Genomic DNA, 19,578 nt, shown 5'->3' with positions numbered 1-19,578 from the left:
CTTCCTTCGATGAGATGTGGACCATGTGTGCTGTGCGCCCGAAAGTCGCTAGGAACGGCTGAGGTTCGGCCAGGTCAGGAATGCGGAACCCCAGGTCAGCCCCCCTCCGAACGCGGTGAGCAGGACCCGGTCGCCGGGCGCGAGCGATCCGCTGGAGTACGCGTGGTCGAGAGCGAGGGGGATGGAGGCCGCGGCCGTGTTCCCGACCTCGTCGATGTTGTGGACGGTGCGCTCCTCCGGGACGCCGAGCGTGTCGGCGAGGACGCGCAGGATGCGCCGGTTGGCCTGGTGGCCGACCAGCCGGTCGAGCTGCCCGGCCGTCAGGCCGACCCGGTCCAGGACCGTGCGCGCCGAACCGGCCATGTGGTGGACGGCGCGGCGGAACACCTCCCGTCCCGACATCGAGAAGTAGTGGTCGGCCGGCTCGGGGGTCCTGCGGGACAGCCGCGCCTCCGCGCCGCCCGCGCGGACGGTGATGAGGTCCCGGCCGGCGCCGTCGCTGCCGAGGTCGAACGGGCCGAGCGCGCCCGGCTCCGCGCGGTCGCCGGCGCGCAGCACCACGGCCCCGGCCCCGTCGCCGAAGATCACCGCGTTGGCGCGGTCGGCCGGGTCGACGATGGCGGAGTAGGTCTCCGCGCCGATGACCAGGACGCGTTCCGCGATGCCCGCGGCGATCAGGCCGGAGGCGGTGGCGAGGGCGTACAGGAAGCCGGAGCACACCGCCGACACGTCGTAGGCGGCCACGGTCCCGAGGCCGAGCTTGGCCGCGACGGTCGGCGCCGTCGCCGGGCAGGGCCGGTCGGGTGTCGTGGTGGCCAGCAGCAGCGCGTCCACCGAGTCGACGTCGGCGCACTTGAGCGCCTTGGCGGCCGCCTCGGCCGCGAGATCGGAGGTGGCGGTGTCCGGGTGGGCGAAGTGGCGCCGGGCGATGCCGGTACGGGACCTGATCCACTCGTCCGAGGTGTCCAGCCGGGTGGCCAGTTCGTCGTTGGACACGGTCCGGGGCGGCAGGTAGCTGCCGATCCCCATCAGGACCGCGGCCCTGCCCGGGGTGCGGTCGTCCATCAGAACAACCTCTTCAGGGCCGCTTCGATCTCGGTGACCGCCGCGAGGTCCGGCCCCACCACGCAGTACTCGACGGCGTTGGACTGCGCGGTGTGGTCGCAGGTGATCACGACGCCGCGGGACGTCCCGGGGTCGAACTCCAGCCCCGACCGCCGGAGCCGCGCGAACGCCTCGGGGAACGAGGAGACCTGCCAGTCGTTGTTGCTGACGAAGACGGCGCGCCGCGCATAGTCCGCTCCGACCGCTCGCAGCCCGAGCCAGTGCAGGTGGGTCGTGCCGCCGAGGCGGCCGTTGTACTCGGTGAACCAGACCCGGCCGGCGGAGTCGACGACCCCGTCGACGTTGATCAGGCCCCGGTAGCCGAGGGCGCGCACCGACGCGCACAGCCGCGTCGTCGCCTCCCGGAACTCGGCGCGCTGCCCCTCGGTCGTCCGCTCGCCGGGCAGGACGACGCCGTCGAACACGGGGGTCATGCGCATCTCCCCGACGTGGCGGACCGTCACCCCGCGTTCACCGATCTCGACCTCCGCGCCGATGGGCACGCTGTCCGGGAGGTAGTGCTCCAGCACGACCTTGTTCCGCGACGCGTTCGAGTAGACCGTCCAGCGCTCGTCCAGGTGGCGGGAGATCGCCTCGGGACCGTCGAGCACGGTGAGCGCGGTGGCCCCGATCTGCGCGACGCCGGGGGCGGGCGCGAGGATCTCGTTTCCGTGCCCGCCCTGGTGGAAGTCCTCTTTCACGATGACCGGGCGGCCGAGCTCGAACTGCTCGCGCACGAACGCCTCGGCCGCCTCCCGCGCGTGGGTCGCGAGGCCCTCGGCCGTGGCCACGCCCGCGCCGGCCGCGAGCGCGCGGAACACGCTCTTGCTGTTGAGCAGGTCGCTGCCGCCGGCCTTGAGGAAGGCGGTGTCCGGAGCCGAGGTGTCGATCCCGAGCTCCGCGCAGATGCCGACCACCGTCTGGTCGAACACATAGGGCAGGACCCGGTCGATGTCGTGCTCGCGCGCCGTCTTCGCCAGCAGCTCCCTGAAGCCGGGCTCGGTCAGCCGGTCCCGGGTGAGGACGTCGGTGCCGAACGCGCCGGGCGGCGGCACGAGGACGGTGACGGAGTCGTCCGGGATGCCCTTGAACGCCGCCAGGTAGGACAGGAACGCGGAGGCGGGGGGCTGCGGCAGGACGACGACGTCCCCCGGCTCGGCGAGCCACATCAGGCGCAGCGAGATGTTGCCGCCGATCTTCCGCTCCAGCGGATCGAAGGGGGCGAGGTCGCCCACCAGGTAGTCGTTGAAGGAGTTGCCGATCACCAAGGTGCTCATCGCGGGCTCCTGCGGGCGGTGCCGATCCGGGTGGCGCCGAGCTCGTCCGCCACCAGCCGCACGGCCCGGTCCAGCCGCGCGAGGAGGGTGTCGAGTTCGCCTTCGGTCAGGGTCAGCGGCGGGGAGACCAGCACGGACTGGAACCGGGCGTCCACACCGGCCGGGTACAGCTGCAGGCCGCAGCGCATCGCGGCCTCGCACAGCCGCAGGTTCAGGGGGCCGTCGGCGAAGGCGGCCGGATCCTGCACCAGTGGGAGGCCCTGGATCAGGCCCCGGCCGCGTGGCTCGCCCACGAACTCCCAGTCGGCCGCGAGTTCGGCCAGCCCGGCGGCGAGCAGCTCCCCGGTCCGGCGTGCGCGGTCGAGGAGACCGTGCTCGCGCACGTACCGCAGGACGGCCAGCGCGGTCGCGGCGGACAGGGGGTTGCCGCTCATGGTGTGGCCGACGGCCACGTCGGAGGCCGAGCGCCCGGGCAGCACGGCACGGCCGACGAGGCAGGCGCCGATGGGCGCGTAGCCCGCGCCGAGCCCCTTCCCCGTGATCACGAGGTCGGGCCGCGCGCCGGAGCGGGAATGGGCGAACCAGTCCCCCGTCCTGCCGAAACCCGTCATGACCTCGTCCACGACGAGCAGGGCCCCCGTCCGGTCGCACAGCTCCCGGAGCCCGCGCAGCGTCTCGTCGGGGATGACGGCGGCTCCGCTGGCGGCGCAGCCGACCGGTTCGACCACGACCGCGGCGATCCGGTCGGATCCGACCTCCGCGAACGCCGCCTCCCAGTCCGCCGGGTCGGGCACGAGAGCGTCGCGGGCCCGAGCGCGCACGGCGCCCACGCTGACCGGGCTGGCGTGCAGGGCCGTGAGGTTCCGCTGGCGGGGCGGGTGCCCGGAGATCGAGAGGGCTCCCGCGGTCATGCCGTGATAGCTGGGGAACTGCGCGAGGACGACGGTGCGGTCCGCGGCGCCTCGCAGAGCATGGTGGTTGAGGAGCAGCCGCAGGGCCGCCTCCGTGGCCTCCGACCCGGAGTTCGTGTAGACGACCTCGCGGAACAGGTGGCCGGTCACCTCATGGACGGCCTCGGTGAGCTGGACGGCCGGACGGTTCACGAACTGGTTGCGGTGGGCGAAGCAGACCCGGCGCGCCTGGTCGGCCATGGCCGCGAGGACCTCGGGCACGCCGTGCCCGATGTTCACGCAGACCGTCCCGGAACTGGCGTCGAGGTAGTCGCGCCCTTCCGTGTCGTATATCCAGCACCCTTCGGCCCTGTCGACCACCGGCCTTCCGCTGCCGAGGTCCGCCGCCCGCGCCGTGGCGAGAGTGGTGGTCATCCGCTGGCCTCCATCCTGGCGGGGACGTCGTTCGCGGGCCGGGCGCCGACCGGGCGGTCGGCCATCCGGGCCTTGAACGCGTCCACGTCGATCACGGCGCGTTCGTGAGTGCCGGAGCACACGGTCTGCCCGGACTCGTCCAGGAGCCGGAACGCGAACTCCATCCGGCGCGCGAAACCGGGGGCGTCGACCTGGTACTCGACCGTGCGCCCCACCCGGACCGGAGCGCGGTGGTGCAGGGTGATCGCGACGCCGACCGTCATCTGCCCCTCCGCGATCCGGGGCTTCATCGCCGCGTCGCACAACTGCTCGACGTGGCCGAGGATCGCCGGTGTGGACAGGACGTCCAGCCCGGTGTTCCCCCACCGCTCGGCCGACTCCTCGGCCGTGACCGTCCTGCGGTTCCTGAGCGTGCCGGCGGTCACCGTGCCACCTCCCGGCCCCGCCGGTGGCCCGCGAGCAACTGGTGGAAGATGTTCTTCTTCTGCATCTCGTCGGTGCCGCCCGCGATGCGGAAGGCGGCGGCGTCGCGCAGCGCGCGCTCGATCCCGAAGTCGCGGTCGCAGCCCATGTGGCCGAAGAGCTGGACGAGCTCCTGGCTGCTCTCGACGATCCCCTGGGCGGAGGTGAGCTTGGCGCAGGACGCCAGCAGGCCCGCGCGCGGATCCTCGCCCTCCAGGGCCAGCAGGGTCGCGTAGGACAGCGCGCGGGCGCTCTCCGCGGCGACCTGCATCCGCACGATCTTGTCCTGGACGTACTGGTATTCGGCGATCGGAGCGCCGAACGCCTCGCGGGTGGTCGCCCGCTCAAGGGCCGTCGGCACGAACGACGCGATGTGGGCCGCCGCGATGACGCCGAAACTGAGCCGGTCGAGCGCGAGGCACCAGTAGAGGATGTCGAGTCCGTCGCCCACCTCGCCGAGGAGGGCGTCCGGCGCGACGCGGGCGCCGTCGAGCGTGATCGGTCCGAGCGGACTGGTCCGCAGACCCACCAGGTCCTCGTGGTCGCCTTGGACGACCCCGGCCTGCCCCCGCTCGACGAGGAAGAGGCTGATGTCGCGGTTCCCCGCGTCGGCAACGCGCCCCACGATGAGGGCGATGTCCGCTACCGGGGCGTTGGTGATGTGGCACTTGTGTCCGCTGAGTTCGTATCCACCGCCGGGCAGCGGCCTGGCCGTCGTGCGGATGCCGGTGACGTGCGACCCCCCGCCCGGTTCGGTGCAGGCCGTCGCGCCGACCTCCCCCGCCAGCAGCCTGGGCACCCACTTCTCCTGCTGCCGCTCGGTCCCGTACCGCAGCAGCAGCTGGATGAGGGCGCCGTGCGCGCCCACGGAGACCACGAAGCCGGGGTCGGCCGCGCCGCGCGCCAGTCCCTCCAGGGCGGCCGCGTACTCGCTCAGCCCGCCTCCGTCGCCACCGAGTTCCTTGGGGACGGCGACGTGCCAGAAACCCTCAGCCGCGAGCCTCCTCCACAAGCCGAGGTCGAAAGACGACGCGCGGTCGCGCTCGGAACTGCCCGGCGCGACGGCGGCCCGTCCGAATTCGCGGAACTTCGCGCTGAGTGCGCGTTGTTGTTCGTTCCACGCCAGGTCCATTCTTGCCTCCTTGTAGAAGGATTCAGGTCAGGCCCACCTGAGCAGCGACCATCCCCAGGTCATTCCGGCGCCGAAAGACACCATGAGGATCGTGTCGCCGCGGCGCAGCCGTCCTTCGCGGGCGGCGGCGGCGAGGCCGATCGGTATCGAGGCGGAGGCCGTGTTTCCCACCACGTCTCCGGTCATGACCAACTGCCGGGGCGTGAATCCGGCCGCCGTCGCGCATTCCTGGATCAGCCGCGGATTCGCCTGATGGCAGACCAGATGGTCTATCCGCTCCACGGAAATGCCGTGCTGCGCCACCACTTCCTTGATCATCATCGGGAACTGGGTACGCACCACCTCGGCCACCCGGTGCCCTCTCATGCTCGCGAAATGAGCGCCCTCCTCGATCTGCTCCACGGAAATCGGCAACTGCGGACCGCCGACCGCGATATCGCCGAGGGAGCCGTCCGTGTTCAGCCGCGTATGGAGGAGCCCGCAGTCGTCGTCGACCCGGCCCAGGACCACGGCGCCCGCGCCGTCGCCGAAGATCGCGTACGTCTGCCGGTCCGCCGGATTGAGCAGCCGGGAGTAGGTGTCGCTGCCCACGACGACCGCGTACCGGCGCTGGTCGTCGGCCGCCAGGAGCGAGCCGGCGACCGCGAGGCCGTACAGGAAGCCCGCGCAGGCCGCGTTGACGTCGAAGGACAGCGCCCCTCCGGCCCCGGTCAGCTCCTGGACGCGGGTCGCGACGGGAGGGATCGGGCGGTCCGGCGTCGAGGTCGCCACGATGACGGTGTCCACGTCCGCCGCGGTCAGGCCCGCCGCCTCCACCGCGGCCATCGTCGCCCCGGCGGCGAGCGCCGCGGTCCCTTCCCCGGCGCCCGCGAAACGGCGTTCCCGAATACCGGTCCGCGTCTGGATCCAGCGCCGCTCGACTCCGAGCACGTCGGCCACATCCGCGTTGGACATCACCCGGGAGGGCAGCCGGGAGCCGGTTCCGACGATCCCGATCCGGTCCATTCTCGGCTTTGTCAACAGAGCCTCCTCTTCGTCCGCCAGCAATGGCCGGTGGCCGCGTACGGGAAAGCGGCGATCGATATCCCGAAGACCTCGGCCCTCTCGGCGTGCTGCGAGACTAGGAGCGAAGAATCGGCAAAGGCAATGAAAGGAGGACGGGGCGAGTTCGAGCGCCGCGTCCCCCGTCTCGCCGGCGAGATGCATTGGCGAGGGAGCGCTCGCCATCGCTTGATTCATTAATGGCCAGCTCCATACGCTGCCGTTCAGCGGATGCTCCGGCCGGTCACCCGGCCGGTGCGGCTCCCGCCACCCTTTCCGAGTTTCCGAAGTGCCGTTACTTGAGGAGTTTCCAGATGGCCGTACGCGAGGTCGACCTGTTCGACCTGGAATTCTGGGGAGCGCCGCAGCGCGAGCGCGAGGAACTGTTCGCGCGGCTCCGCGCGGAGGAACTGCCGGTCTTCTGCCCGACGCCGGACGGCCACGGCTGCTACGCGCTGACCCGCTACGACGACGTCCTGGCGGCGAGCCGCAACACCGCGGTGTTCAGCTCGGAGCCGATCGCGACCAGCCCGGACGACCCGCCGCCGGACGTGATGGAGTTCGCGGGGTCGATCATCAGCCTGGACGCGCCGCGGCACACCCGGCTGCGGCGGATCGTCAGCCGCGCGTTCACGCCGCGGCTGATCGGGCAGATGGCCGACGACATCGCGGCGATCGCCCGTGAGCTCGTCGGGGACCTCGCCCTCAAGGGACCGGGCGACTTCGTCGCCGACGTAGCGGCTCCGATGCCCATGCGGGTGATGTTCCGGATGCTCGGCATCCCGGACTCGATGCAGGCGGAGATGACCGCCGTCACGGACATGGTGCTCGGGGCGGGCGACCCGAACTACGTGAGCCCCACCGGGGAGGACCGCAGCACCACGCTCATCAAGAAGTACCGGAAACTGCACGAGCTCATGGGCGAGCTGGTGAAGGAGCGGCGGCAGCGCCCGGGCGACGACCTCGTCACGAAACTGATCAGCGCCAACGTCGACGGGGAGTCCCTGACCGCCGAGGAGCTCGGGAAGTTCTTCACGCTGCTCATCGTCGCGGGCAGCGAGACGGCGCGGAACACCATCGCGCACACCCTCGACCTGCTCACCGAGCACCCCGCGCAGCGTGCGCTGCTGCTCTCCGACCTGCCGGCCCGGCTGCCCGGCGCGATCGAGGAGGTGGTCAGGTTCGCGACGCCGACGACCTGGATGCGCCGCACCCTCACCTCGGACTTCGAGCTCGCGGGGCACACGTACCGGGCGGGCGACCGCGTCATCCTGTTCTACAATTCGGCGAACCGGGACGAGCGCGCTTTCACCGATCCCGCGGTCTTCGACATCACCCGCGATCCCAATCCGCACGTCGCGTTCGGCGCTCCCGGGCCGCACTTCTGCCTCGGCGCGAATCTCGCGCGGCACCAAATCGCGGTGCTGTTCCGGGAGTTGTTCGCCAGGCTGCCCCAGATCCGGGCGGCCGGCCCGGGCGAACGGCACCGCTCAAGTTTTGTCAATGGTTTCAAGAGCCTGCCGTGTGAATTCTGACGCCGCGGCGGTTCCCGCGCCGCCGGGTGCCCGGCCACGGCCCCGCGATGGCGCGGGACGTCCGGGACCGGCCCGGCCGGGCTATGCCACCAGCCCATGTATTGACCGAGAGCTATGAATAAACTGTAGTACAGTTCCTACTCCGGTGGCTGCCCGTCGCGGGGCGCACATGGCGTAAGGAGTGATCTATGAGTGCACGAGATGCCGTGAATCCTCGGCCCGCTCCCGCCGGGCGTCGCGAACGCAACAAGGAGCGGGCCCGAGAAAGGTTCTACACGGCGGCCATCACCCTGTTCGCCGAGCAGGGCTATGACAAGACGACGGTGGATGACATCGCCGAACGGGCCGACTTCGCCCGTGGCACGTTCTTCAACTACTTCCAGCACAAGGAAGACGTCATCGCCGAGTGGGTGGAGCGTAGGAGGAAACGGTTGAAGGAGGGCCTGGAAGCCAATCCGCACCCCGAAAACGCCTACGTCGTGGCACGGCTGCGCAGCAGCCTGTCGCTGCTGGCCGAGGTCAACACCGACGAGGCGGAGATCGCGCCCGCGCTCGTGACGGCCTGGGTGAAGACCGGTCGGCCGATCACCGAGGAACCGCACACGGCCGAGATGTTCGCCGAGATCGTCGAGCAGGGCCGCCGGCAGGGCGAGATCGACCCCGACGTCGATCCGCAGCAGGTCGGCGGCATCCTGCTCGACTGCTATCTCGGGGTGCTGTTCCGGTGGGTGCAGCACGGCGCGGCCAAGGTCGACCTCGACCGCGAACTCCAGGACGTCCTGAAGATCATCACGCCGGGCATCCTCGCACGGAAGAGCTGAGCGCACGGCCATCTCAGGCGGCCGGGGTGCTCTCGGCGAGGCACATCCGCGCGAACGACTCCGCGAGATCCCGCACGCTGTCCCCGGACAGCAGCGGCGCCGTACCGACGTTCACCCCGTTGAACTCCCGGGCGAGGCGCCGGTTGAGGTCGACGGCCATGAGCGAGTCCATGCCCAGATCGCGCAGCCGCCTACGGCCGTCGATCATGGTCGCCGGGATGCCGAGGACGGACGCGGCGTGCGTCAGGAACGCCTTCCGCAGCGAGTCCAGCTGCCGCACCGGAGCCGTTTCCGGAGTGCGCGGAGTACGCGGAGTGTGCGGAGTGCGCGGCGTGGGTGGAGCCGCCCGGAGCGGCCGGATCTCCGCTACCGCGGGCTCCCACGGCGCGGGACGCGCGTGCCGAACGTCCCCGGCGACGGTCTTCCCGAGCCGCTGGGCGAGATGCCGCGCGCGCCCGACCGCGCTGGACAGGGAGTCCATCACCGGCTTCCGGGAGGCACCACCGCGCAGCAGCGTGATGCCGACGAACTCCGCCAGGACCCGCCCGTCCGGCGCGAGGAGGAACACGTCCGCCCGCATCCGGTCGCTTCGCCGCTCCGGCATCACGCGGGCCAGCGCCCACACGTCCCGGGCCTCGTCGTGGAGCGTTATCCGGTCGAACGACGTCGGTACGCATGGCCTGCCGTCCGGCAGCGCGGCGTAGATCAGCTGCAGCCCGAACTCCAGGGCCGACGCCCTGGGCAGATCGTCGGGCAGGGTCATCCACGCGACGGCTTCACCGTCCCGCCTCCACACCCGTCCGGCGGGCGCCTGCTCCGCCTCCACGCCGTGCGACGCCGTCACCGCTCTGAACTCGTCCGCCGAGAGGCTGTCGGCGCAGCGGCCGAGGACGCTGTTGAGCAGCACGTGAGCATCCCTTTCGGAAGGTTCCACCACAGGACGCAGATCGCCGCTCATGCAGAGCGACGTCCGCTCGCGACCGTCGCCGAGCGCCTCGACGGTGACGCCGCGGGACTCGCCCGCGGTGGGCGGACCGACCGTGACGCGCAGCGTGGCGGGCCCGCCGTCCCCCGCCTCGATCGGGCGATCGCCCAGCCGCACGTCCTTCAGTTCGAAGGTGCCCCCGCCCGAGACGGAGCGGGCGGTCTCCAGCGCGGCCGTGAAGTAGCGCGTCGGCGGCACCACCCTGACGCCGTGCCACCGGAGCCCGCCGAGCCGGCCCTCCCGGTCTTCGGCGGCCAGCTCGATGTCACGGCTCTGCGCGCCCGGCGCGACCGCCGCCGGAGCGGACTCGCGGCGGTAGGGCTGGGCGTCCCAGGCGTAGGTCGGCAGCGGCGTGTACGGCTCCCGCCCCGGGTGGTGCCGGACCCAGTCGACCTCGCCGCCGTGCGCGAAGATCGCGCCGAGCGAGCGGGCCATCGCCCACCGCTCGTCGCCGTCCCGCGTCAGCGTCGGCACGACCGTCTCCGGGAATCCGGCGTCGGCCAGGGTCTCCTTCATGGCGGCCGTGAGGATCGGATGCGGGCTGATCTCCACGAACACGGCCCGGGAAGCGCCGGCCCTGCGGACGGCGTCGGTGAACCGGACGGGGCAGCGCAGGTTGTCGACCCAGTACTCGGGGCCGAGCTCGTCCGCCGAGAGCGGAGCGCACCGCACGGTGGAGAGGAGTTCCGTCCCGCTCGGGGACGCCTGCACGTCTCGCAGCGCTTCCAGCAGGTCACCGCGCAATGCGTCCATCAGAGGGGAGTGGGAGGCGACGTTGGCCCGCACCCGCCGCGCGAGGACGCCCTCCTCCTCGCACTCGCGCGCGAAGGCGGTCAGGCTCGGCGTGTCCCCGGCCAGCACCGTCATGCTGGGCGAGTTGAGGGCGGCGACGTGCAGCGACCCCCCGTGCCGGGCGGCCCTGGCCCGCGCGTCGTCGGCGGACAGGCCGACCAGCAGCAGCCCGCCGCGTCCGGCGAGCCGCGACATCAGGCCGCTGCGCCGGCAGATCACCGCGGCCGAGTCGGCCAGCGGCAGCATCCCGGCGGCGTACGCGGCGGCCGCCTCGCCCATGCTGTGCCCGATGCACACGTCGGGGGCGACGCCCAGCTCCCGCCACACCGCCGTGAGCGCGACCTCCATCGCCCACAGGATCGGCTGGACGACCTCCACATCGTCCGGGAGCTCCTCGTCGGCGGTGAGCCGTTCGATGACGGACCAGCCGAGCTCCTGGACGACCGTCTCGTCACAGGCGGCCAGCGCCTTCTGGAACGCCGGGGACTCGTCGAGCAGCTGACGTCCCATGCCGAGCCACTGGCTGCCCTGGCCGGGGAAGACGAAGACGGTGCGGGCGGGCCCGTCGAAGCCGGGGCTCCCGAAGCCGCCGTCCGGCGTCTCCGTCCCCTCGGCGAGCGACCTCAGCGTGGCCGCGACCTCGTCGTGCGTCCTCCCCACTGCCCACGCGCGATAGGGATGGTGGTCGCGGTGCAGGGCCGCGGACCTGCAGATGGCGCGCAGGGGGTAATCCCTACCGCGCCCGCCCGGACTGAGGTACTCCGCGTACACCCCGGCCAGCATCCGGAGGGCCTTGGGGGAACGCGCCGACAGCACGAGCACCTGCGGCTCGTCGCCGTCAGGACCCTCGGAACGGGACGGGACGTCGGCGGCCGACGGGGCGGGCCCCGCTCCCTCCACGATCACGTGGACGTTGGTGCCGGAGATCCCGAACGAGCTCACCCCGAGGACGGGCTCCTCGCCGCCCGCGGGAAGCGGGGTGTTCTCGCGGACGAGCCGAACGGGCTGGGAGCCCTCGCTCAGCAGCGCGTTCGGCGTCGAGACGTGCAGCGAGGCGGGCAGCAGCCGATGCCGTCCGGCCAGCACCACCTTGATCAGCCCGGCGATCCCGGCGGCGGCCTCGGTGTGCCCGATGTTCGTCTTCACCGAGCCGACCGGCAGCGGCCGATCGGCGGGCCGGTCCGTGCCGAGGGCCTCGGCGAGCGCGCGGAGCTCCACGCCGTCCCCGACCCGGGTGCCGGTGCCGTGCGCCTCGACGTAGTCCAGGCGCCGCGGCTCGACCCCCGCGTTGCGGCAGGCGTCGCGCAGCATCGACGTCTGGCCGTCGACCGCCGGGCGCAGCAGCAGGCCGCTGCCCCGCCCGTCGTTCACCACGGCGCTTCCCCGGATCACCGCGAGCACCGGGTGGTCGGCACGCGCGGCGTCGCTCAGCCGCTGCAACACCACGACCCCTATACCGTCGCTGCGCACGAACCCGTCCGCGGCGGCGTCGCCGAACTTGCAGCGGCTGTTCGCCGCGAGCATCTCACCGTGCGAGTAGGCGAGCCCGTCGGTCGCGGAGAAGAGCAGGTTCACCCCGGCGGCGATGGCCAGGTCGCACTCCCCCGAGAGCAGGCTCTGCCGCGCCATGTGCACGGCCATCAGCGACGACGAGCACGCCGTGTCCACCACCACGCTCGGACCGCGCAGGTCGAAGGCGTAGGAGACGCGTCCCGCGGTGACTCCGCGCAGGCGGCTGCCGGTGGTGTGCCGGATCTCGGGGCTGCGGGGATTCTGGGTGGTCTCCGCGTACTCCGCGGTGGCCTGCCCGACGAACACGCCCGTGGACGAGCCGGCGAGGGTGGACGGCCGGATGCCCGCCTCCTCCAGCGCCTCCCACACCACCTGGAGGAGGACGCGCTGCTGGGGATCGGTCTCCTGCGCCTCGACGGGCGAGATCCCGAAGAAGCCGGCGTCGAAGTGGAACGGGTCGTCGATGAAGCCGCCCTCACGGGAGACGGTCCTGCCTAAGGTGCCGGGCACCGGGTCGTAGAGGTCCTGGACCTCGTACCGGGTCGGCGGTACCGCGGTCACGGCGTCGACGTTGTCGACCAGCAGCCGCCAGTAGTCCTCGATCCCGTTGGCCTGGGGGAACCGGCAGCCCATGGCAACGACCGCGACCGGCTCCGAACCTGCTCCGCAGGCGCCGTCCTTCCGCATCTCCTGCTCCTTCGGCTCGTGTGCGGTGTCTCTGCTCGAGCGCTCAAGCCCGCTCCGCAAGTGCCCTCAATGATCTACTCCAGCACATCTTTGATCTAGAGTGCTGAAATTTCTGTCCGCATCCGGCCAGCACTGTTCGCCGCGATCCACTTGACGACCTGCGTCTTCGCCGGATCGGGCCTCGTAGCGCAAAGTTGGACTTAGATCCAAAAATAGATCACCGTAGACCACTGGTTCACGATTCATCTATGGTGATCCCAAGCGCAGAGGATCACCTGGCAGCGAGGTACGGCACATGGCTACAGCAGCGGTCCCGACACCATCACCGCGTCCGGTCGACCCCCGAGCCACGACGACTCCCACCAGCCTGTCCCTTCCCGGCGGGATGCCCATCGAGGAGTGGCGATCGATCGGCGAGCGCATCCACGCGATCTCCGAAGCCTCCACATGGTGGCTCGGCGACTGGCTCCTCTACGGTCAGAACCGGTACCCCAACCGCTACCGGCGCGCCGTCGAGGAGACCGGTCTCGACTACCAGACCCTGCGGAACTACGTCTGGGTGGCGCGCAAGTTCCCGCCCTCCCGCCGCCGCGCCAAGCTGAGCCTCCAGCACCACCTGGAGGTCGCCGCGCTGCCCGAGGAGGAGCAGGACGTCTGGCTCGGCCGCGCCGAACGGTTCGGGTGGTCCAAGACACTCCTGCGCCGCTACGTGAAGGCCAGCCGGGGCGAGCTCGCCGAGGGCGAGACCGGCGCGGTCCAGTCCAAGGTCACTCTCAACCTGAAGATCGCCCCCGACCGCTGCCGCGTGTGGCGCAGGGCCGCGATCGAGTCCGGCACCGACCTCATCGACTGGATCTCCAGCATCCTTGACAGCGCCAGCGGGCTCCAGCCCGCCCCGGCGGCTCAGCACCCCCAGGGTCAGGGCGCCTCTCACTCCTGACCCGGGCCCGCCTCCTGCTCGGGCCACCCGGTGACGACCGGCCGCGGCGTGGTCGCGGTCGTCACCGGCCCGAGCAGGAGACGGTGCCCCGCGGCGGGCGGTCGGCCCGCTGGGACGAGCGGCCTCCGCCCTAGAGCCGGGTGCGCGCCGACCACAGTTCGGGGAAGAAGCGGTGCTCGTTCACCGTGCGCAGCCACGCCGTTCCGCCCGTCCCGCCGGTCCCCGGCTTGCTGCCCAGGATCCGTTCGACCACGAGCAGATGGTTGGCCCGCCACAGCGAGAACTGGTACGCGAGCTCGACGAGGGCTTCGGCGAGCCGGTGGGCCTCGGGCCGGGCGGCCGGGGACTGGTAGACGGCCAGCCAGGCGTCCTCCACGCTCGGGTGGGGCTCGTACGGCGCCGTGACATCGCGGTCGAGCACGTCAGCGGGCAGGCTCATGCCTTCCCGACTCAGGTACCGCAATGCCTCGTCGTACAGGGTGGGTGACTGGAGTTCCTCGCGCAGCACCGGAAACCGCTCGAAATGCGGTGCCCATTCCTCGACCATCCGCGGGTTCTTCTCGCCGAGGCTGAACTCCAGGGCGCGGTACAGGTAGGACTGAGCCGCGGACGCTCCGCCGAGGACGCCGCGAAACTGGAGGAACTCGTCCGGCGTGATCGTCGTCATGGCGTCCCACGAGTCCACGAGGAGGCGCTGCGCCCGGACCCCGCGCCCGATGCACAGGCATGCCTCGGCCGCCCGATCCCGGCGCAGCGCCTCGCGGGCTTGGCCGACCTCCACGTGCAGCGCCCGGAAGAGCAGTTCCATGACATGGTTGATCAGCAGGAACGACAGCTCACGGGGAGAGTCGGTGACCGGCTGGGCCAGTTCGTGCAACTCGTCGATCCGCGCGTACGACACGTAAGCGGGCTTCTCGGGGCCTGAATCAGGGTGGAGTACGGGGCAGACGTCTGCGGAGGACTCGACGGTGGGCATGGTGGCTCCTTGGACGGGAGTCGTCGCCGGCACGCGGCGGTTCTTGTCAGGGTTGCAACATCCGCCGCATGCGCACGGCGGCGAGGGCGACGCTCACCGCCGTCAGGAGCGACAGGTAGAGCGCGTGGCCCGCGAGGGCCATCGCCGAACCGCCGCCGACGGCCAAGCCGCGGGTCAGCTCCACACCGTGGTAGAGCGGGAGCGCCTCGACGACGGCGCGGAGCGGGCCGGGGTAGTCGTCGACCGGAGCGAACGTGCCGGAGAAGAGGAAGAGCGCCAGTTGGGCGACGATCACCAGGTCGAGGTCCTGCCAGCCCCGCAGCAGCGTGGAGACGCACATGCCGAGGGCGGCGAACGCCAGCGCCACGAGGATCCCGGCGGGCAGCGTGACGGCCGCGCGCACCGGCGTCGTCACCGCCATCCCCGCCATGATCATGAGGAACACCGCCACATACGCGGCGCTGCGGGTGACCGCCCAGCCGAGCTCGCCGAGGACGATCTCCACCGGACGCACCGGAGTGGCCGACATCCCCTCGAAGGTCTTCTGGTAGCGGAGCTTGAAGAAGAAGTGGATCACCGTCTCGGCGATGGCGCCGGACATCGCGGCGCTCGCCAACACGCCAGGGGCGACGTACGTCAAATAGGGAACCTCGTGTCCGTCGACGGCCCATCGGCTGACCATGAGGGAGCCCACGCCCCCGCCGATCGCCAGCATGTACATGAGCGGTTCGAAAACGCCCGAGAGCACCGCGGCCCAGTACTGCGGCCCGGATCGGAGGGCACCGACGTTGCGGCCGGCGACGGCCGTCACCCGGCGGAGGGAAATGGCGGTCAGCGTCATGTCAGTCCTGAGGAGGAGCGCATCTTCGGTCAGTTCCTTCCGTCGTAGAGGCGGCGGTTGAGGACCTTCGCCGCGAGGAAGTACCCCAGGGCGCTCCACGCGGCGAGAACGGCGAGATGGGCCCAGACCGGCCATTCCGGGGCGTGTCCCAGCGCCGCCCCGCGGATCAGCTCCACCCCGTGCCACAGCGGGGAGGCGTAGACCACCGGCCGCACCCATCCCGGGGCATTGGCTATGGAGAAGAAGATGCCGGACAACAGCACCAACGGGATGGTGACGAAGCGCGAGACGGCGGGCATGTAGGTGTCGTCCTTGATGACGGAGGTCAACGCCGTCAGCGGCAGTGCCGTGGCCGCCGTCAGGGCCACCACGACCGGTGGCGCCGCCACGATCCACCAGGAGCGGATTCCGCCGAAAAGGCCGGCGATCACGAGGAAACCCACCGCGCCCGCCCCTACGCGCACGACGATGAACAGCAGCCGTCCGAGGACAATGGCGCGCACCCCCGCCGGGGTCGTCGCCATCGCGTCGATGACACGCGTGGTGTTGAGGTCGTTGAACAAGCGGAACGTGGACTCTTGCGCCGCCTGCTGGAAGGCGGTGGAGGCGAGCAGCGGCACCGCGATCCATGCCTTGTACGGGACGCCGTCCACCGAACCGATGCGGCCGCCCACCCCGACGCCCAGCGACAGCAAGAACAGCAGCGGCACGCAGAGGGAGGTCAGCGCCGTACTCGTCCAAACACGGCGGTGGATCAGGAGATGCCGTTCCAGGACGGCGAAGGATGGCGAGGTCATGCGTCCAGCCCTCGTCCCGTCAGCGTGAGGAACACGTCCTCCAGCCCCGAGCGCCGAACCAGGACGCTGGACGGGGCGAGTCCGCTGCGATGCACCTGCGCGGCCACCTCATCGCCGCGATCGGCGGGCAGGAGCAGACGGTCTGGGAGCACCTCGACGCGGCCCAGCCGGGCCAGCGCCTTGGCATGGTCGGTCAACTCGCCGTCCTCGAACCTCAGTTCGACCACTTCCGGCAGGGAATGGATTTTGATGAGCGTCTGCGGCGAGCCTTCGGCGATCACACGACCGGCGCGCATCATGACGAGGCGGTCGCACAACTGCTCGGCCTCGTCCATGTAGTGCGTGGTGAGGACGAGTGTGATGCCGCGCCGTTTCAACTGGTGCAGCCGCTCCCACACCAGGTGCCGCGCCTGGGGGTCGAGTCCGGTGGTGGGCTCGTCCAGCAGGACTATCTCGGGGTCGTTGATGAGCGCGCGGGCAATGGTGAGCCGGCGCTTCATGCCGCCCGAGAGGGTGCCGATCCGGCCCTTCGCCACCTCCGCCAGCTCGAAGAACTCCAAGAGCTCCGCCGCCCGCCGCCTGCCCTCGGCGCGGGACAGGCCGAAGTAGCGGCCGTACGTGGTGAGGTTCTCCTGGACGGTCAGATCGGGATCCAGGTTGTCGAACTGCGGGCAGACTCCGAGCCGTCCCCGGATGCGCGGACCGTCCCTGACGGGATCCATTCCGAGGACGCGCAGAGTGCCCGCCGTCGACCGTGAGACGCAGCCGATCATTCGCATGGTGGACGTCTTGCCCGCGCCGTTCGAGCCGAGCAGTCCGAAGACCTCACCGGCGCATATATCGAAATCAATGCCCTTGACTGCGGTGAAGTCCTCATATTTCTTGACGAGTCCCGTAGCGGAGATCACCGGATCATCCTTCACCCGCACGCACCACCTTTCCCGTCGCTGATGGCAGCGCCCAGACCGGCCATGTACACAGATCCGGAACTTACCGGCGGAGCGACTCGCAGGTCAACCAAGCGGCAAACAACAGCAATGGCGACTTCCTGGAAACTCACCCGTCTCGCCGGCGAGATGCCCGCGTCCGCATTGACACGGACTCCGGATGCTGTGATGTTCAACTTTCCCCATTAATTCCAGCAATCAGTCGAAACCTCCCGGAGGGAACACATGAAGCTCGGAGTGCTGGGCTGGAGCGCCCGGGAAGCCGAATCCATCGGCATCGCGGACGCGGCGCGCGATCGGGGCCACGACGTTCTTCTGTTCGAACTCGCGGACATCGGCTGCCTGGACGGCCCGACGGGAATCAAGCCCACCATCGCCGGTGTGGACGCCCGGGAAATCGACGTCGTCGTGTCCCGCGCGCACGTGGGCCGCGACAACTGGCGGGACGCGGTCGAGCGGCTGCTGCTGCTCTCCAGCGTGCCAGGACTGGTGGTGCTCGATCATCCGGTCGACCATGTGGCCGTCGTCAGCAAGCTCGCCATGCTGCAGAACCTGAGCCGCTCCGGAATTCCCATCCCACCGACCAGGCTGTGCGCTTCACTCACGGATCTGGAACAGGCGGCGAAGGAATGGGGAGCGGTGGTCGTCAAGCCGTCCGTCGGCCATCGCGGAATAGACGTCGAAAGGTTCTGCGAAGGCGTCGGGGAGGCGGCCAAGCCGCGCCTGGAGGAACTCCTGACGAGATACGGAAGCCTTCTCTGCCAGCCCTATCTACCCCACCAGGGCGACTGGCGCATTCACGTGATCGACGGACAGGCCACAATGTGCGTTCGCCTGCAAACCGACGGGACCGATCTGTGGAAGCCCCTGACCGGATTTGAATCAGGTAAGAACATCCTCGCCCCGCTGGAAGTCACCACCGCCGGCGAGGACATCGTCGAACTCGCCGTACGCGCGGCACAGGCGGTGGGCCTGAGCATGGCGGGCATCGATATCATCCACCACGAGGGCAAGCCCGTGGTCATCGAGGCGAACTCCTGCCCTGCCTGGGGATTCCTCGACCCGCCCCTCCAGCGCGTTCGCAACACCGAAGTGGTGGAACTAGCAGAACGCCGACTCGCCGCCCTCCCCCAGACAGAAAGAAACGCCCGGTAACCGCCGCCCCGCTGCGTCAGGGCCCGTGCGAGGCGCCGACCGACTCGCTCACCGCGCTCCGGCTCGCGGAGGCTGGCGGTCGCGAGCCCTCCACAGGCCCGAGGGATGTGGCGGTGCCGTCCCCGAGTGCGGGCGGCGTCATCGGGGTCGGGCTGGCCTTTATGGTTCTCGGCCCTCGCCCGGCGTGTGCCGGTGGAGGGCCGAGGGTTAGGGGTTAGCAGCTGGTGGTGTGGCAGGCGACCGCGTCGCGGGCTCCGGGGCCCCAGGCTAGTTCGAGGTCGCTGTTGCCGATGCTTGCCGATGGGGGGCTGTGGACGACGCCGATCTCCTCGATCGTCTCCTGCGGCGGGAGGGAGAGGTGGGAGTTGTTGTCGATCCAGGAGAGCCCCCAGTGGGCGGTGTCATGAATGACGGCGGTGTAGCCGGAGCAGATGTTGTTGGTTTCGCTGTAGGTGAGGGATGTGTTGCTGAACCCTAGCTGGCCGCTCCAGGTCGCCTGTTTGCAGCCGGTCCCTCCGGGCGCGGGGGTGTAGTTGACGACGGTGTTGCCCGCTCCGTACCACATGAGGATGTACAGGCTGCTGGGGAAGAGGATGGCGGGCGGGTTCTCGGTGGCGATGAGGTCGTCTCCGACGTACCAGTCGCTGCCGTTGGTCTGGAGCAGGTTGCGGGTGAAACATCCCCAGACCGCCCTGACGTCACGGGGGCTGGACGGCTGGAGGCAGCCGGACTGGTAGTAGGTGCCGGACATGGAGTAGGCGGCGGCGCCTCCGGTGGTCCGGTGCTTGCTCAGCTTGGCGTCCGCTTCGGCTCTGGGGATGCCCGCGTTGAGGGCGTCGGTGTAGGTGGAGCGGCCGGCGGACTGGTAGGCGCGGACGAGCTTGGACGCCGAGCCCGGCGTCTTGCTCGTCTTGGGGAAGGTCACCGTCATGGATCCGTACCGGCCATGGCTGGACTTCCCGGAGCGCAGGTGCACGGTGACTCCGGCCGTCCCGGCGTAGGTGAAGCCGGTGCCGTTGTCGGAGGTCCAGCGTGACGTGATCGACCCGTCTCCGTTGCGGTGCTCGGACACAAGCCGCAACCCCTGCACGGAGCCCTTGGCCGCCATGACCTTGACGGCCTTGGAGGAGGCGAGAAGGTGCTCGGCCGCCGTCGCGGACGGGGCGGCCGATGCCGGAGCGGCCAGACCGCCGAGCAGGGCCAGGCCTACCGTCATTGCCGCGCCCGCGGTGATACCGCGGGATGGGCG

General features: G+C 70.6%; 16 protein-coding genes. 4 read left to right on the top strand and 12 right to left on the bottom strand.

Annotated features, from left to right (window positions below; all coding sequences use genetic code 11):
- Nucleotides 1-48 precede the first annotated feature (48 nt).
- The 6 genes from ACH01S_RS17105 to ACH01S_RS17080 are packed head-to-tail and all read right to left on the bottom strand — an operon-like array spanning nucleotide 49 to nucleotide 6,527.
- The gene (locus ACH01S_RS17105) at nucleotides 49-1,065 is read right to left on the bottom strand and encodes a beta-ketoacyl-ACP synthase III (protein WP_067892280.1); all 1,017 of its coding nucleotides are present in this window, start codon (nucleotides 1,063-1,065) and stop codon (nucleotides 49-51) included.
- Nucleotides 1,065-2,381: a preATP grasp domain-containing protein gene (locus ACH01S_RS17100; protein WP_067892278.1), complete on the bottom strand. Its 1,317-nt coding sequence runs from the start codon at nucleotides 2,379-2,381 to the stop codon at nucleotides 1,065-1,067. Before ACH01S_RS17100 ends, ACH01S_RS17105 begins: the two co-directional genes overlap by 1 nt.
- Nucleotides 2,378-3,706, bottom strand: a complete 1,329-nt coding sequence (locus tag ACH01S_RS17095) for an aminotransferase family protein (protein WP_083980782.1) — start codon at nucleotides 3,704-3,706, stop codon at nucleotides 2,378-2,380. Before ACH01S_RS17095 ends, ACH01S_RS17100 begins: the two co-directional genes overlap by 4 nt.
- On the bottom strand, nucleotides 3,703-4,131 hold the full coding sequence (locus ACH01S_RS17090) for a thioesterase family protein (protein ID WP_067892276.1): 429 nt from the start codon (nucleotides 4,129-4,131) through the stop codon (nucleotides 3,703-3,705). The genes ACH01S_RS17095 and ACH01S_RS17090 overlap by 4 nt, the downstream gene beginning before the upstream one ends.
- On the bottom strand, nucleotides 4,128-5,300 hold the full coding sequence (locus tag ACH01S_RS17085; RefSeq protein ID WP_067892274.1) for an acyl-CoA dehydrogenase family protein: 1,173 nt from the start codon (nucleotides 5,298-5,300) through the stop codon (nucleotides 4,128-4,130). Before ACH01S_RS17085 ends, ACH01S_RS17090 begins: the two co-directional genes overlap by 4 nt.
- Before the next feature lie 27 nt (nucleotides 5,301-5,327).
- Nucleotides 5,328-6,527 carry a 3-oxoacyl-ACP synthase III family protein gene (locus tag ACH01S_RS17080; protein ID WP_169809284.1) on the bottom strand — a complete coding sequence of 400 codons (1,200 nt, stop codon included), beginning with the start codon at nucleotides 6,525-6,527 and terminating at the stop codon, nucleotides 5,328-5,330.
- 128 nt (nucleotides 6,528-6,655) lie between these two features.
- On the opposite strand from ACH01S_RS17080, the gene ACH01S_RS17075 reads away from it, so the two are divergent.
- Both ACH01S_RS17075 and ACH01S_RS17070 read left to right on the top strand, forming a co-directional pair.
- Nucleotides 6,656-7,876, top strand: a complete 1,221-nt coding sequence (locus ACH01S_RS17075; protein WP_067892270.1) for a cytochrome P450 — start codon at nucleotides 6,656-6,658, stop codon at nucleotides 7,874-7,876.
- A gap of 188 nt (nucleotides 7,877-8,064) precedes the next feature.
- Entirely contained in the window at nucleotides 8,065-8,697 is a 633-nt protein-coding gene (locus tag ACH01S_RS17070) for a TetR/AcrR family transcriptional regulator (protein WP_067892268.1), read from the top strand.
- A gap of 13 nt (nucleotides 8,698-8,710) precedes the next feature.
- Here the strand turns inward: ACH01S_RS17070 and ACH01S_RS17065 are convergent, their stop codons facing one another.
- On the bottom strand, nucleotides 8,711-12,673 hold the full coding sequence (locus tag ACH01S_RS17065) for a type I polyketide synthase (protein WP_067892266.1): 3,963 nt from the start codon (nucleotides 12,671-12,673) through the stop codon (nucleotides 8,711-8,713).
- A gap of 295 nt (nucleotides 12,674-12,968) precedes the next feature.
- On the opposite strand from ACH01S_RS17065, the gene ACH01S_RS17060 reads away from it, so the two are divergent.
- The gene (locus ACH01S_RS17060) at nucleotides 12,969-13,613 is read left to right on the top strand and encodes an LmbU family transcriptional regulator (protein ID WP_083980780.1); all 645 of its coding nucleotides are present in this window, start codon (nucleotides 12,969-12,971) and stop codon (nucleotides 13,611-13,613) included.
- A 130-nt stretch (nucleotides 13,614-13,743) separates the two neighbouring features.
- Here ACH01S_RS17060 and ACH01S_RS17055 read toward each other — a convergent pair whose 3' ends face one another.
- From ACH01S_RS17055 to ACH01S_RS17040, 4 genes are read right to left on the bottom strand one after another with little or no spacing between them, the layout of a single operon-like run.
- The gene (locus ACH01S_RS17055; protein ID WP_083980779.1) at nucleotides 13,744-14,589 is read right to left on the bottom strand and encodes a tryptophan 2,3-dioxygenase; all 846 of its coding nucleotides are present in this window, start codon (nucleotides 14,587-14,589) and stop codon (nucleotides 13,744-13,746) included.
- Nucleotides 14,590-14,635: 46 nt separating this feature from the next.
- Nucleotides 14,636-15,430 carry an ABC transporter permease gene (locus ACH01S_RS17050; RefSeq protein ID WP_067892261.1) on the bottom strand — a complete coding sequence of 265 codons (795 nt, stop codon included), beginning with the start codon at nucleotides 15,428-15,430 and terminating at the stop codon, nucleotides 14,636-14,638.
- Nucleotides 15,431-15,459: 29 nt separating this feature from the next.
- Nucleotides 15,460-16,227, bottom strand: coding sequence for an ABC transporter permease (locus tag ACH01S_RS17045; protein ID WP_067892259.1), 768 nt, complete (start codon nucleotides 16,225-16,227; stop codon nucleotides 15,460-15,462).
- Nucleotides 16,224-17,135 (bottom strand): ABC transporter ATP-binding protein, encoded by a 912-nt coding sequence (locus ACH01S_RS17040; protein WP_246236605.1) that lies wholly within the window; start codon nucleotides 17,133-17,135, stop codon nucleotides 16,224-16,226. The genes ACH01S_RS17045 and ACH01S_RS17040 overlap by 4 nt, the downstream gene beginning before the upstream one ends.
- Before the next feature lie 264 nt (nucleotides 17,136-17,399).
- On the opposite strand from ACH01S_RS17040, the gene ACH01S_RS17035 reads away from it, so the two are divergent.
- Nucleotides 17,400-18,329, top strand: coding sequence for an ATP-grasp domain-containing protein (locus ACH01S_RS17035; RefSeq protein WP_067892255.1), 930 nt, complete (start codon nucleotides 17,400-17,402; stop codon nucleotides 18,327-18,329).
- Between the two features lie 214 nt (nucleotides 18,330-18,543).
- Here the strand turns inward: ACH01S_RS17035 and ACH01S_RS17030 are convergent, their stop codons facing one another.
- Nucleotides 18,544-19,545 (bottom strand): hypothetical protein, encoded by a 1,002-nt coding sequence (locus ACH01S_RS17030; RefSeq protein WP_067892253.1) that lies wholly within the window; start codon nucleotides 19,543-19,545, stop codon nucleotides 18,544-18,546.
- Nucleotides 19,546-19,578 lie beyond the last annotated feature (33 nt).

This window comes from Actinomadura chibensis NBRC 106107 (genome assembly GCF_001552135.1).
Classification (GTDB): Bacteria; Actinomycetota; Actinomycetes; order Streptosporangiales; family Streptosporangiaceae; genus Spirillospora; species Spirillospora chibensis.
The sequence above is the reverse complement of the archived record's forward strand: the minus strand, read 5'-3'. Positions and strand labels throughout refer to the sequence as shown.

What these genes read in the sequence shown, in the direction of transcription:
- ACH01S_RS17100 (WP_067892278.1), bottom strand. Translation starts at nt 2,381, where the DNA reads ATGAGCACCTTGGTGATCGGCAACTCCTTCAACGACTACCTGGTGGGC.
- ACH01S_RS17095 (WP_083980782.1), bottom strand. Translation starts at nt 3,706, where the DNA reads ATGACCACCACTCTCGCCACGGCGCGGGCGGCGGACCTCGGCAGCGGA.
- ACH01S_RS17045 (WP_067892259.1), bottom strand. Translation starts at nt 16,227, where the DNA reads ATGACCTCGCCATCCTTCGCCGTCCTGGAACGGCATCTCCTGATCCAC.
- ACH01S_RS17080 (WP_169809284.1), bottom strand. Translation starts at nt 6,527, where the DNA reads ATGGCGAGCGCTCCCTCGCCAATGCATCTCGCCGGCGAGACGGGGGAC.
- ACH01S_RS17075 (WP_067892270.1), top strand. Translation starts at nt 6,656, where the DNA reads ATGGCCGTACGCGAGGTCGACCTGTTCGACCTGGAATTCTGGGGAGCG.
- ACH01S_RS17060 (WP_083980780.1), top strand. Translation starts at nt 12,969, where the DNA reads ATGGCTACAGCAGCGGTCCCGACACCATCACCGCGTCCGGTCGACCCC.
- ACH01S_RS17055 (WP_083980779.1), bottom strand. Translation starts at nt 14,589, where the DNA reads ATGCCCACCGTCGAGTCCTCCGCAGACGTCTGCCCCGTACTCCACCCT.
- ACH01S_RS17085 (WP_067892274.1), bottom strand. Translation starts at nt 5,300, where the DNA reads ATGGACCTGGCGTGGAACGAACAACAACGCGCACTCAGCGCGAAGTTC.
- ACH01S_RS17030 (WP_067892253.1), bottom strand. Translation starts at nt 19,545, where the DNA reads ATGACGGTAGGCCTGGCCCTGCTCGGCGGTCTGGCCGCTCCGGCATCG.
- ACH01S_RS17070 (WP_067892268.1), top strand. Translation starts at nt 8,065, where the DNA reads ATGAGTGCACGAGATGCCGTGAATCCTCGGCCCGCTCCCGCCGGGCGT.
- ACH01S_RS17105 (WP_067892280.1), bottom strand. Translation starts at nt 1,065, where the DNA reads ATGGACGACCGCACCCCGGGCAGGGCCGCGGTCCTGATGGGGATCGGC.
- ACH01S_RS17035 (WP_067892255.1), top strand. Translation starts at nt 17,400, where the DNA reads ATGAAGCTCGGAGTGCTGGGCTGGAGCGCCCGGGAAGCCGAATCCATC.
- ACH01S_RS17065 (WP_067892266.1), bottom strand. Translation starts at nt 12,673, where the DNA reads ATGCGGAAGGACGGCGCCTGCGGAGCAGGTTCGGAGCCGGTCGCGGTC.
- ACH01S_RS17050 (WP_067892261.1), bottom strand. Translation starts at nt 15,430, where the DNA reads ATGACGCTGACCGCCATTTCCCTCCGCCGGGTGACGGCCGTCGCCGGC.